We start from the raw sequence: 12,477 nt of genomic DNA on the forward strand, positions 1-12,477 counted from the left end.
CTTATTTGATGTTGTAAGACTCCAGCAAGGCCTGGTATTCGGGGGCGTTGCGGCGGCGCATGGATTCGTTGCGGGCCAAGTCCTGCACGCGCATCAGGCCATCGATGACTTGCTCAGGGCGGGGCGGACAGCCGGGCACGTACACGTCGACCGGGATGATGCGGTCGATGCCCTGCAGCACCGAATACGAATCGAAAATGCCGCCCGAACAGGCGCAGGCGCCCATGGCCAGTACCCAGCGGGGCTCAGCCATTTGCTCGTACACCTGCTTCACAATGGGGGCCATTTTCTTGGCAATGGTGCCCATCACCATGAGCAAATCGGCCTGGCGAGGGGAGAAGCTGGGCCGCTCGGAGCCGAAGCGCGAAATGTCGTAGTGCGAGCCCATGGTAGCCATGAACTCGATGCCGCAGCAGGAGGTGGCGAAGGGCAAGGGCCAGAGCGAATTGGCGCGGGCCATGCCCACTACTTTTTCCAGCGAAGTGGCAAAGAAGCCGGCGCCTTCAACGCCTTCGGGGGCTTCAACCGTTTTAATTTCCGGAACGCGGGTATCCATCATATAAAAGTCAGATTTGGAGGCCTATCAGCTTAGTAACCAACACCAGCCAAGCGGCAAAAGTTTGCCTAAATCAGGCCTCATTCCAACGTAGAATGCCTTTTTTGATGATATACAGAAAGCCCGCCAGCAGGAAGAACATGAATAGCACCATGGTAATAAAACCGTCGTTGCCCAGGGCCCGGAAGTTCACCGCCCATGGGTACATGAAAATGACTTCCACGTCGAACAGCACGAATACGATGGCCGTGAGGAAGTACTTCACCGAAATCGGCGTCCGGGCGTTGCCCACCGATTCGATACCGCACTCGAAGGAGGCATTCTTCACCGCGCTGGTGCGCTTGGGCCCCACAAGGTGCGAGACAATCATGGCAAAGGCCACGAAAGCCAGCGCCAGCCCGAATTGAATGAGAATGGGCAGGTAATCGGAAGGCTGATAATTGGCAGCCGGCAGGACTAATAACATAACAGTCAGATTAGTGGTAGCGATGCCCTACGGGCGTTGAAGGGCAAAGGTAGCGCCCACAGGGTTGGGGCGCAATGTTGGCAGTGCCTTGCGGCTTTGCGGGGTATCTTTGGTTTTAAGCAGGAAATCATGGAGCAGGAAAAATTCACCACCAAGCGCTACACGGTGGCCGAGTACATGGCGCTCGAAATGCGGAGTGACTTCCGGCATGAATTTTTTGAGGGCGAGGTGTTTGCGATGGCCGGGGCTTCCATTCGGCACAACTTGCTAATTGGAAACTGTTACTTAGCGTTACGAACGGGGCTGCGGGGTTCAACCTGCCGGGTTTTGACCGAAAGTGTGCAATTAGCGGTTGACCACGGCCGATACTATAATTACCCCGACGTAGCGGTTACCTGCGCACCGGCTGACTTACTGGCCGAGCGCACGATAGAGTCGCCCGTTCTACTAATTGAAGTCCTGTCAAAATCAACTGCCAATCGCGACCGAAGCTGGAAGTTCAATCAGTACAAGCAGTTGCCTTCGTTGCAGCATTACCTGCTGGTTTCGCAAACCACCTGCCTCGTGGAATGGTACCGTCGCGAAGAAAGCGGAGTTTGGTCCTTCACGCCCCTGACGTTGTTTACCGACGAGCTATTCATCCCCGAGCTGGGCACGACCCTGTGCTTGCAGGATATCTACGAGGACGCGGGCGTCACGCAGATGACAATTCATCCGGACCCGGAAGAATAGCAAAAAGGCCCGCTTCATTTCGGAAGCGGGCCTTTGCGGTTACAAGCCTTTGTCGCGGTTCAAATCCTCGGCCGGCTCCGAGCCTAGGAAGGGGTAGCGGTAGTCCGTCACGGGCACGAAGGTTTCCTTGATGGCGCGGGGCGACACCCAGCGCAGCAGGTTCAGCAAGGAGCCGGCTTTGTCGTTGGTGCCGGAGGCGCGGGCGCCGCCGAAGGGCTGCTGGCCCACCACGGCCCCGGTGGGCTTGTCGTTGATGTAGAAGTTGCCGGCCGCGTGCACCAGCTTCTTGGAGGCGAGGTCGATGGCGTACCGGTCTTGCGAGAACACCGCGCCGGTGAGAGCGTAGGGCGAGGTGGTATCGACCAGCTCCAGCACTTCCTCAAACTTGTCGGCGTCGTAAATGTGCACCGTGAGTACGGGGCCGAACAGCTCCTCGCACATCGTCACGTATTTCGGGTCCTTGGTCACGATGACGGTGGGCTCGATGAAGTAGCCTTTTGACTTATCGTAGCCGCCGCCCGCAATGATTTCGGCGTTCGGGTCGGCCTTCGCGCCGTCGATGTACTTGGCCAGCTTGTCGAATGAGGCCTCGGTGATAACGGCATTGATGAAGTTGGAGAAGTCTTCCACGTCGCCCATTTTGAACGAGGCAAGGTCTTCCTTCACGTAGCCCAGGATTTCATCGGCGAGGTTGGACGGCAGGTACACGCGGGAAGCGGCCGAGCATTTTTGGCCCTGGAACTCGAACGCGCCGCGGCTCATGCCTACGGCCACGGCTTTGGCGTGAGCGGTGTGGTGGGCGAGGATAAAGTCCTTGCCACCGGTTTCGCCCACAATGCGCGGGTAGGATTTGTAGCTGGCGATGTTTTGGCCGATAGTTTTCCAGATGTTCTGGAACACGCCGGTGGAGCCGGTGAAATGAATGCCGGCGAAGTCGCGGTGTGCGAAGATGACGTCGCCGGCCGTGGGGCCGTCCACGTACACGAGGTTAATTACGCCGTCGGGCACGCCGGCTTCCTTGAACAGCTCCATCAGCACCTGGGCCGAATAGATTTGGGTGTTGGCGGGTTTCCACACCACCACGTTGCCCATCATCGCGGCCGACGACGGCAGGTTGCCGGCGATGGACGTGAAGTTGAACGGCGTGAGGGCGAACACGAAGCCTTCGAGCGGGCGGTGCTCCAAGCGGTTCCACATGCCGGGCAAGCTCTCGGGCTGCTGCTTGTAGATTTCCTGCATGAAGTGCACGTTGAACCGGAAAAAGTCAATCAGCTCGCAGGCAGCGTCGATTTCGGCCTGGAAGGCATTCTTGCTCTGGCCCAGCATGGTGGCCGCGTTGATGCGGGCGCGGTAGGGGCCGGCCAGCAGGTCGGCGGCTTTGAGGAAGATGGCGGCGCGGTGCTCCCAGGGCATTTCGGCCCAGGCCGGGCGGGCGGCCAGCGCGGCTTCAATGGCCAACGTCACGTGGCTGGCGTTGCCGGCGTGGAAATGGCCGATGGTGCGCTGGTGGTCGTGCGGCGGGCTGATGCGCTGGGTCTTGCCGGTGCGCACTTCCTGGCCGTTGATATACATGGGAATGTCCAGCTCCTGCCCGCGCAGGCTCTTAAGCTGCTGCTGCAGCTCCAACTTCTCTTTGGAGCCGGGCGCGTAGCCTTTCACGGGTTCGTTGATGGGGACTGGGACGTTGAAAAAGCCGTTGGCCATGGGTTGCTAATTAGGTGGTGGTGGGAGTTTTGGTGCGACGGGGCAAAGGTAAAAGGAATCTTAGAGCAGCCCCAGCAACTCCCGTACCTGCCGCGTGAGGTCATCGCGCGAACCATTGTTCTGGATGGTGGCGGCGAAGTGCGGGTAGTCGTCCAGGGCCGTTTCGCTGGGGTGGTTGTCGTCGCGGGTGCCGTCGCCGCGCTGGTGGAGCGGGTCGCCTTCCACGCGCAGCATCAAGCCGCCGCGGGCCCGGATGGGGTCGGCTTCGTTGGCAAAGCGCACGTCGGGCACCAGTACGAAGGCGTCGGGCGGGAGCGCGGCCAGAAAGGCATCGACCCAAACCAGCGGCTCCCATACGCGCAGGGCCTGGCCAACTTGCTGCAGCATTTCGCCCCGGGTGCGCTTGAAGGTGGGCACCAGCTCGGCCTTGCCGCGCTGCGTGTAGTAGGGGGCCACCTCCTCGCCCGTGAGGGCGGCACAAACTGACTTGATGGAATCGCCGAAGGAGCGAATCTGCCAGATGCGTTGGGGCTGCAGCTGCTGGATGAGCCGGGCCACGGTGTCTTTGCCGCTGCCCCGGCGGCCGGATAAGCCAATGAGGTGTACCATGGTTTGGGAATAAAATAGAACGTCATGCCGAGCATTCTGCGCATTAAGCAGAGACCGAGGCATCTCGCGTGCTTCGCTCAACGGTTGGATTACTGCCACACGCGAGATACTTCGGTCTCTGCTTAATGCGCAGAATGCTCGGCATGACGTTCGGGTTATTCTGACTTCTTATAAAATGCCCTTCAGCTCGCTCAGGCAGCTGATTTCGTGGGTTATCTGGTTGAAGTGCCGCCGCTTATCGGGATTGAAATATACTTGGTCGATACCCGAATTGTAGGCGCCTAGCACGTCGCACTCCAGGTTGTCGCCAATCATCAGGCTTTCGGCGGCGGTGGCCCCGGTGCGCTCCAGCGCGTGCCGGAACATGCGCGGGTCGGGCTTGAGGTGGCCGCTGTGCTCAGAGGTAATAACTTCCTCAAAGTAGTGCGTGAGGTTGGACGAGGCCAGCTTGAGGCTTTGGATGTCGTTGAACCCGTTGGTTATCAAGTGCAGTCGGTAGTTGGGTTTCAGGTAATCCAGCACCTCGTGGGTGTAGGGGAACACCGCCGTTTTCTGCGGCAGGATGTCCGTGAACTCCGCCGATATGGTGGCTGGAATCTGGTCTTCCGGCATGCCCAACTTGGTCAGCGTTCGCACGAAGCGTACTTCGCGCAGCTGCTGCTGCGAGATTTTGTTGCTCTGGTACATGCGCCAGAGGGCGTGGTTGATGTCGCTGTAAACGCTAACGAACTGCTCGACGGTGAAGGTGCCGAACCGGGCGAAATTATGCCGCTCAAACAGCGTGTGCAGCGTTTCGTTAGCGTTTTTCTCGAAGTCCCACAGCGTGTGGTCGAGGTCGAAGAAGATATGGCGGTATTTCATTTAATAGTATCAATTAATATTTAACAACCTTGAGGGACATCGTGCTCATCTAGCGTCCGCGCAGTCGAAGCAGCCCTATTGTTTCTTTGCAACGGCATTGAATTAGTTACGTGGTAAAGATGCTGCGCTCCGCTCTGCATAACGTTTTTATTCAACCATTACCAACCAATAACGAACAACTGAAAACTACCCGAGCGACCCGGCCAGCGCCATGCTTAGCACGCCAGCCAGCATAATGCCCTTGCACCAGGCGCTGAGGTGGCGAAAGTGCCGCCGCCGGTCAGCCCGAATAAGCAGGCGCGTCAGCTGGGCCATGGGCAGCAAGACCAGCAGCAGCAGCCACGTGCCCAGCGGCCAGTGCCCGCTGACCAGCAGCCGGCCGGTGGCCCCCAGCGTGAGCAGGGCCAGACAGGCCAGGAAAAAACCCGCCACCCACTTGGTGCGCGCCACGCCCCAGACAAGCGGTAGCGTGCGGCAACCGTGCTGGGCATCGCCGTGCATGTCTTCCACATCCTTTACAATTTCGCGCACCACCGTGAGCAGGAAGGCGGCCAGCGCGTAGGGCCATACCACGCTGTGGCTGTCGTGACGCTGCAGCTGTAACTGCAGCTCCGGGAGCAGCACCAAGGCCGCCGTTAATGTCGCAATACTGAGGTTGCCCACCAATGCCACCCGCTTGAAGCGCGCCGAGTAGCCCCATAATAGGGCCGCCGTGCCCAGCGTAACCAGGCCCAGCACCGGGTGCAGCCAGCCGGCCAGCAGCACGCCCGCGCCGCTCAGCACCATGTGGGCCAGCATGGCCTTGCGCCGGTTCACCACGCGGCCAATCACCAGCCGGTCGGGCCGGTTGATGGCGTCGATTTTGACGTCGTAGTAGTCGTTGATGATGTAGCCGGCCGCCGCTACCAACAGCGCCGCCAGCACCAACAGCCCAAACCGCGGCACTAGCAGCGACTGCCGCAGCGGCAGTTCGGGCAGCAGCAGGCCGGCCCGCACCAGCGCCAGGCACAGCAGCATAATCACCAGGTTGGGCCAGCGCACCAGCGTGGGCAGGGCCGTGCGCAGGCTCTCGGCCGGGAGCGGGGCAGGTACGGGCAGCTTGGGTGGGGGCGGGGTCATCGGCGGCACGGTTCGGGGGCAAAGGTCGGCGAAAGGGCCGGTCCGTGCATGGCCGGTGACCGGGGCGGGCAACAAAAAAGCTTCTCCGAAACCGGAGAAGCTTTTTTGCGGGAAATCTCGCGACTGTCGGCTGTAGGGCCAGCAATTTAGATTTTGCGGATATTGACGGCGTTGATGCCCTTGCGGCCTTCCTGGGTTTCAAATTCGACCCGGTCGTTTTGCTGCACTGTGGTACCATTGAGGCCGGTTACGTGTACGAAAAGGTCTTCTTTCGATTCGTCGTCGGTCACGAAGCCATAGCCCTTAGCTTCGTTGAAGAATTTAATGATGCCGGTTTTCATGCAAAAAAACAAAAGTGGAAATGTGGAAAACGGCCTTGGTAAAGGCTGCCGGAATGCCTGAAATGGTACTTTTTAGGTCCACTTCAGGGCAGCTTACGCGCGAAAGCAGCGTGGGGTTGGCTGCGGGCCGGGTAAGCTCGTCCGTTATTTGTTATCGCGCCATTCGTACACCCATTTCGCCTGAATCTGCTCGAGGTGGCCCTCGGTGGCCTGCTCGCGGGTGCCATCAAAGTTGTTCAGGCTCAGTACCCAGTCAATCAAATCGGTGAAGCGGATGCGGTAGATTTTGGCCTCGGTGAAGTCGTTGCCGAACTTCTCGTAGAGGGCCATGGCCACGTCCTCGTGGTCGGCCCAATGAATGGGGGGCTCAAAGTGGTTCATTGTATTCAATTAAAAATCATGAAGTCGAAAAGCGCAAGCAGCCGCCGCACTCATTTTTAATTCAAACCTAGTGGCCCAGGAAGTGCTGAGGCGGTACGGTCACGACGAGCTGCGTACCGGCTTCGACTACGCACTGGCAGGCCAGGCGGGAGTTGATGCGCGGGTTCTCGGCGCGGTCGATGAAGTCTTCTTCCTTGTCCGAGATTTCGGGCAGGTCGTCGCCGCCAGCGTTGATATAGACATGGCAGGTGCTACAGCCGCACACCCCGCCGCAGTTGTGCTGCAGCTGAATACCGTTGTTGAGGGCCACGTCGAGCACCGATTCGCCGGAAGCCGCCACGTGGGTCTGGGCCGGCTGGCCGTCGTTGAACTGGAAGGTGATGGTGGTAGCGGAAACAGACAAAACAAGTAGCGGATAAGGCGAAAATAACACAACGTTTGCTGCCGCAAAGGTACTCTCCCCGGTCCCGGCATCAAAGCTGGGCCTGGATGCTGGCCGTGAGCTGCGCGTAGAGGGTCTGCCAGGCCGGGTGGGCGGCAAGGGCCGCTTCGTGGGCTGCCAGTGTGGGCAGGTCCTGCCGCACGGCGGGCCCAGTCTGCACGCTGAAAGGGGGGTTGGCAAGGGCTTTGTCCACGGTTTCGCGCACTAGCGGGGCCAGCAGCGCGGACGGTAAACCCGCTTCCGCCAGCAGCGCATCAGCAATTCCCAACACGTGGTTGGTGAAATTGTTGGCGAACACGGCAGCCACGTGCAGCTTCAGCCGCTGGGCCGAATCGAGCCGAAGCACGTGCTGGCTGAGGCTGCCGGCCAGGGCCAGTAGGGTGATTTCGGTGGCCGGGTCGCGGGCTTCGATGCACAGCGGCACGGCCGCCCAGGCGATGGCCCGGCCGGCGCTAAAGGTTTGCAAGGGGTAAAACACTCCGCCGCGCACCGTGGGTTGCTGGTCGAACACCGCGAGCGGCAACGCGCCGGCCAAATGTGCCACCAGCGCGCCGCTGGGCCAGGTAGTGCCGGCCACCAGCGGGGCTACGGCCGCGTCGGGCACGGCCAGCAGGTACACGTCGGCGGGTAGTGGGGGAGCGGCCGGACTTACCAGCACTTGCGCGCCGGGCAACTGAGCAGCCAGCGCGGTTGCCGCGGGCAAGGAGCGGTTCCAAACGAATACGACGTGGTGGCCCGCTGCCACCAGCGCCGGCCCCAACTGGCTGGCTACGCGGCCGGCCCCGAATAAGCCAATGCGCAAGGAATGAGGCAAAGAAGAAGGCAGCATCGCGCAGCTAAAGAGGTAACTTTTAGAATCCGCTTCCCCGGGATTGTTCGGGCCAGGTAGTTTTTTTGGCAACAAAAAGGCCAGTCCAGCGGATGGAATGGCCCTTTTGGTTTTGTTGGAAAAGCCCGGCTAGCTTACTGGCTGAGGCCGGATGGCTCGGTTGCCAGCCTCGGCCGAAGCTTCAGGCGCGGGAGTAGCATCGGTGGTTAATACGCCTTTGCCGCCGCGCTGCCACACGCTCAGGCCAAAGCCGAGGGCCATGAGCAGCGTGCCGCTCCAAAGCAGGTTGATGAAGGGCTTTTCCATGGCTTTGAGGATGACGTAATCCTTCTGGCTGGTGCTCACGGCGAAGGTAAACTTGCCCGCCACCGGGTCGATGGAATTGAGGCTCAGGCGCACGCCGAGGTCTTCCACTTCGTCGGGTACGCGGCCCACCAGGCGGTTGCGCACCACGAACACGGGGTGGGCGTGGTACTGGCGCCGCTCGCCCGACACCAACATGTCGGCCTGCAGGGCGAGGTCGCCCTTTTGCATGTTGAGGCCGGCGGTTTCGTGGGCTGGCTCAATGGCCCGGAACACGGCAAAGTAGTCGTTCAGGAAAATGGTGTCACCCACGCTCAACACGTGTTCCTTGGCTTCGCTCCACGTCTTTTCTTTACGCGGGTCGAGCACCGAGCTGATGTGCGAGTAGATGTCGTGGCCCCAGAACTTCTTCACGGCGGGCGAGGCCAGCAGGCCGCCCATCTCCTCGTTCACCTGCGCCCGCGGGTAGAGCACGAATTCTTCGCCGGACTTCTCGTTTTTGTAGGCCACGCGGTAGTAGGTGTTCTCGGGTAGGATTTCGAGGGTGTCGCCGGTCTTGTAGTAGGTCTTGCCCTCGCTGGCGATGGGAGCCCGGGCCACGGCCTTGTACTCGTCGTCGGTGCGGAAGAGTTGCTGCTTGTCGACGTAGCCGGGCACGCCGGGCACTTCCAGAAACTGGCCGGTGTAGGTGAGCTGGTAGCCGTGCATGGGCGTGGTTTCGTTGCGCCACAGCAGCACGTTGTCGCGGTTTAGGTCTTCGGTGAATTCGCGCGAGTAGAGCAGGCCCGACACGTTGCGCGAAATGATATTGGAGTAGCCCGACGAAGCCAGGATGCCCAGCAGCATCAGCGCAATGCCCAGGTGGGCCACCGCGCCGCCCGACAGCCGCACCCCCCGGCGCAGCAGCGTGAAGATGGTGCCGAAGTTGGCCAGCACCCCAAAAAGGCCCGCTAGCGTGAGCGCCACGTAAGCCGGGGTGATGGTGAGCTTGTTGTAGCGCACCAGCAGCACCACCAGGGCCGTGCCGAGCAGGGCCAGCATCGTGGGCGCGGCCAGCGAGTTCACCAGCGTGGTTTTGTCGTTACGCTGCCACCACATAATCTGGGCTACGCCCGAGAGCAGGGTTACGCCCACGCCCATCCAGAGCTGCAGCTTGGAGTAGTGGGCAATCTGGTCGGCGGGCAGGGCAATGTTGGTTTTGATGCCCAGCAGGCCCATGAAGGAATTATACACCGGAATGCTGGTAGTGAACAGCACCTGGAACGCGCCCAGACACAGCACCGTCGCGCCCACGAATACCCACAGCTCGGGGTTGTAGGCGGTCAGCTCTTTCTCCGAAATTGGAATCTCCTTCCAGCGCCACACCAGCAGCACAATGGCCAGCACGGCGAAGGCCCCCAGGTAAATAAATAGCTGCCCCGACAGCCCCAAATCGGTGAAGGAGTGCACCGAGGCACTGCCCAGCACGCCGCTGCGGGTGAGGAACGTGGCGTAGAGAATCAGAATGAACGTGGCGATGACCAGCGCAAACGCGGTGCGCAGACCGGTGCGCCGCTTCTGCCACAATACCATGCCGTGCAGCGAAGCTACCAGTACCAGCCACGGAATGTACACGGCGTTTTCGACCGGGTCCCAGTTCCAGTAGCCGCCGAAGTTCAGCGTTTCGTAGGCCCAATAAGCGCCCATTACCACGCCTACGCCCAGCACGCCGCCGCCGATGAGTGTCCAGGGCAAGGCGGGTTTCACCCAGGCAGTCAGCTCGCGTTTCCAGAGGCCGGCAATGGCAAAGGCAAACGGCACAAGCGTGAGCGCGAAACCCAGAAACAGCGTGGGCGGGTGAATCACCATCCAGTAGTTCTGGAGCAGGGCGTTGAGGCCGGTGCCGTCCTTGGGTACGAAGTTGGGGTTGAGCTTGAACACCGGCAGGTCAACCAGGAAGTCGCGCAGCAGCGTGAAGGGCGATGAGCCAATCTTCACCCCACCCAGCACCACGCCCAGAATCATGCTCACCAAAAACAGCTGCACGCCGCTGAAAACGGCCATCACGGGTGCTTCCCACTTGCGGTTGAAGCGCATGATGAAGAAGCCCAGCACAACGTGCCAGAAAATCCACAGCAAAAAGGAGCCTTCCTGACCTTCCCAAAAGCAGGAAATCATGTACTGCACCGGCAGGTGGTTCGAGCTGTGGCTCCAGGCGTAATAGTACTCGTAGCGGTGCGCGTGGATGATGTTGAACAAGCATACAATCACCGACAGTACCGCTGCGCCGTGCACAAAGAAGGCCACCCGCGCAATGCGCAGCCAGCTGGTATCCTCCTCGCCCAGGGCCCGGCCCCGCGAGGCCTGGAAATAGCTATACGCTGCCACCAGCGCCGCCGCAAAAGCTAGAATGACGCTCAGGTGGCCGATTTGTCCTACTAATAAGTTCATAAACAAAGAATATCGGGCAAATTTACGGCTGCGTCGCCGGAGCCGGGAGATTTAATAACAATCGGTCGGTGAAAAAGTCGCCGCGTACTGGATGACAAATAATTTCAACCGCTATTTTTTTCAGTCCGGCCGCCTGCCACTTGCGAACGGATAGCTCGGCCTGGCGGCGGTTGGCGGGTTGGTTGATGAGCTGCCGGGCCAGCAGCACCCGCCCACTGGCCGGGTCGGTGATGACGACGGACAGCCGGGCCTTGGCGGGGTATTTCTGGAGCGGCAGCGCTACTACCTCGCGGGCCACTACCGTGCCGGGTAGGGGCACCGTGGCGGCCGTGGTATAGGCATACCACCACTGGCGCAGGCGGGTAGGCGCGGGCCCGTTGTCAGCGCGGGTAGTCACCACCTGGTAGTCATAGATTCCGGGGCCGGGGAGGGTATCGGCCACGGTATAGCTGGTTTCGGCGCGGCCGTAGGTGTCGCGGCGCACGGGCACGCGGTGTATCTCGGTGCTGCGGTACTGATGAATTTCGCGGCGCATGACGCGGCAGGCGGGCGCGTTGGCCAGCGAGTCAGGTAGTGTCCACTGCAGCTCTACTACGCGGCTAGCCGTGGGCAGCAGCCGGCTGGGGCTGGGCGGAAAGTAGCTGACGGGCATGCCCGCGGCCGTGCGGCTGACCTGGAGCGAGAACTGGCAGAAGTCTTTCAGGTAGCCATCTACGTCCAGCAAATAGGGCTGGCCGGCACGCAGCGAATCCAGGGTTACAAATACGTCGTCCTGCGTGCCGAGCGAGGTGCAGCTCAATACGCGGTACGTAGCCGGCTGGCACGGCTGGCCCGTGAGCACCACCAACTGCACCCCGCGCACATCGCGGCATTTCTGGCCACCGATATTGATGAAGTAGCGGCCTGCCGTAGCGGGCGTGAACTCAAACCATTGGTCATTGTGGTATTCGATGCACTTGCCAGTCAGGCGCTCATCCACGCAGTTGCGTTGCACGGTGCAGCCCGTGGTGCTGGAGGAAACGGTTTCCTCGGCCCGCAGTACGCGGCGGTTTTCGATGTTGTCATTGACCGCTTGGGCAGTGGCGGTGGAAATGATTCCTGCGGCCAGCAGCAATAAAAAAAGCACTCGGTTTCCGAAGCGAAGTATCGTTTCAGAAACCGGGTCCTGGAGTGCTTGCAGGCTTGCCAACTACTAGTTAACCGAAGCAGTAGCGCCCTTCAAATCCTTCTTCACGTACTTGCTGGGGCACTTTAGCAGGATGTTATCGGCCATAAAAATCTGGCCCTTCATGGAGCCGGTGATAACGACCTGCTCGGACGCGTCGAAGTCCTGGGGCTTGGGGTTGTTGTAAATCACGCGCTGCGCCACTCGGTTGGTATCTACCAGCGTGAAGGCGAAGTAGTTGGGGTCCGTGAGAGGGTCGTATTCCAGGCCCATGGGGCGTTTCTGCGCGTCGCGCGGCAGCTTCCCCACTACGTGCACTTTGGTGACGTTACCTTCAGCGGCGCGTTGCCGGGCTTCTCCGAAACCTACGTAAACGCTGGCGTCGGCGGTGGTGCTGAAGACAATGGCGGCGGCCACGGCAATGATGGCCAAAACAAAAATGTGGGTCTTTTTCATGTCAGGGGTTGAAACGAAATTGGACGGCTGGCCTGAAGTATCGTGCCAGGCGCATCCGCTGATTAACAAACAGAGGGGAGGCG

General features: G+C 60.4%; 14 protein-coding genes. 1 reads left to right on the top strand and 13 read right to left on the bottom strand.

Going from position 1 to position 12,477, the window contains the following annotated elements; all coding sequences use genetic code 11:
• Position 1: 1 nt before the first annotated feature.
• Both IEW17_RS10630 and IEW17_RS10635 read right to left on the bottom strand, forming a co-directional pair.
• A complete protein-coding gene (locus IEW17_RS10630) occupies positions 2 to 556 on the bottom strand; it encodes an NADH-quinone oxidoreductase subunit B (RefSeq protein WP_229748950.1) in 555 nt (184 codons plus the stop codon).
• A 73-nt stretch (positions 557 to 629) separates the two neighbouring features.
• Positions 630 to 1,022 (bottom strand): NADH-quinone oxidoreductase subunit A, encoded by a 393-nt coding sequence (locus IEW17_RS10635; RefSeq protein WP_188562021.1) that lies wholly within the window; start codon positions 1,020 to 1,022, stop codon positions 630 to 632.
• A gap of 96 nt (positions 1,023 to 1,118) precedes the next feature.
• Here IEW17_RS10635 and IEW17_RS10640 point away from each other — a divergent pair, with 96 nt between their 5' ends.
• Positions 1,119 to 1,754 (top strand): Uma2 family endonuclease, encoded by a 636-nt coding sequence (locus IEW17_RS10640; RefSeq protein WP_229748945.1) that lies wholly within the window; start codon positions 1,119 to 1,121, stop codon positions 1,752 to 1,754.
• Positions 1,755 to 1,793: 39 nt separating this feature from the next.
• Here IEW17_RS10640 and pruA read toward each other — a convergent pair whose 3' ends face one another.
• The 11 genes from pruA to IEW17_RS10695 all read right to left on the bottom strand — a co-directional run bounded on the left by pruA (position 1,794) and on the right by IEW17_RS10695 (position 12,394).
• The gene (pruA, locus tag IEW17_RS10645) at positions 1,794 to 3,458 is read right to left on the bottom strand and encodes an L-glutamate gamma-semialdehyde dehydrogenase (RefSeq protein WP_188562023.1); all 1,665 of its coding nucleotides are present in this window, start codon (positions 3,456 to 3,458) and stop codon (positions 1,794 to 1,796) included.
• Between the two features lie 60 nt (positions 3,459 to 3,518).
• Positions 3,519 to 4,067 (bottom strand): nucleoside/nucleotide kinase family protein, encoded by a 549-nt coding sequence (locus tag IEW17_RS10650; protein ID WP_188562024.1) that lies wholly within the window; start codon positions 4,065 to 4,067, stop codon positions 3,519 to 3,521.
• A gap of 168 nt (positions 4,068 to 4,235) precedes the next feature.
• Positions 4,236 to 4,928, bottom strand: coding sequence for a YjjG family noncanonical pyrimidine nucleotidase (locus IEW17_RS10655; protein WP_188562025.1), 693 nt, complete (start codon positions 4,926 to 4,928; stop codon positions 4,236 to 4,238).
• Positions 4,929 to 5,114: 186 nt separating this feature from the next.
• Complete coding sequence (locus IEW17_RS10660) at positions 5,115 to 6,047, bottom strand: geranylgeranylglycerol-phosphate geranylgeranyltransferase (protein WP_188562026.1); 933 nt, start codon at positions 6,045 to 6,047, stop codon at positions 5,115 to 5,117.
• A gap of 146 nt (positions 6,048 to 6,193) precedes the next feature.
• On the bottom strand, positions 6,194 to 6,388 hold the full coding sequence (locus IEW17_RS10665) for a cold-shock protein (RefSeq protein ID WP_188562027.1): 195 nt from the start codon (positions 6,386 to 6,388) through the stop codon (positions 6,194 to 6,196).
• A 144-nt stretch (positions 6,389 to 6,532) separates the two neighbouring features.
• Positions 6,533 to 6,769 (bottom strand): Fe-S cluster assembly protein IscX, encoded by a 237-nt coding sequence (iscX, locus tag IEW17_RS10670; protein ID WP_188562028.1) that lies wholly within the window; start codon positions 6,767 to 6,769, stop codon positions 6,533 to 6,535.
• A gap of 67 nt (positions 6,770 to 6,836) precedes the next feature.
• The gene (locus IEW17_RS10675) at positions 6,837 to 7,172 is read right to left on the bottom strand and encodes a 2Fe-2S iron-sulfur cluster-binding protein (protein ID WP_229748946.1); all 336 of its coding nucleotides are present in this window, start codon (positions 7,170 to 7,172) and stop codon (positions 6,837 to 6,839) included.
• A 70-nt stretch (positions 7,173 to 7,242) separates the two neighbouring features.
• Positions 7,243 to 8,040 (bottom strand): Rossmann-like and DUF2520 domain-containing protein, encoded by a 798-nt coding sequence (locus tag IEW17_RS10680; RefSeq protein ID WP_188562029.1) that lies wholly within the window; start codon positions 8,038 to 8,040, stop codon positions 7,243 to 7,245.
• A gap of 129 nt (positions 8,041 to 8,169) precedes the next feature.
• Positions 8,170 to 10,773, bottom strand: coding sequence for a cytochrome c biogenesis protein CcsA (gene ccsA / locus IEW17_RS10685; protein ID WP_188562030.1), 2,604 nt, complete (start codon positions 10,771 to 10,773; stop codon positions 8,170 to 8,172).
• A 22-nt stretch (positions 10,774 to 10,795) separates the two neighbouring features.
• Complete coding sequence (locus tag IEW17_RS10690) at positions 10,796 to 11,899, bottom strand: hypothetical protein (RefSeq protein ID WP_188562031.1); 1,104 nt, start codon at positions 11,897 to 11,899, stop codon at positions 10,796 to 10,798.
• Between the two features lie 66 nt (positions 11,900 to 11,965).
• Entirely contained in the window at positions 11,966 to 12,394 is a 429-nt protein-coding gene (locus tag IEW17_RS10695; protein WP_188562032.1) for a cytochrome c maturation protein CcmE domain-containing protein, read from the bottom strand.
• Between the last annotated feature and the right edge of the window lie 83 nt (positions 12,395 to 12,477).

It is taken from the genome of Hymenobacter frigidus (genome assembly GCF_014640435.1).
Taxonomy (GTDB): Bacteria; Bacteroidota; Bacteroidia; order Cytophagales; family Hymenobacteraceae; genus Hymenobacter; species Hymenobacter frigidus.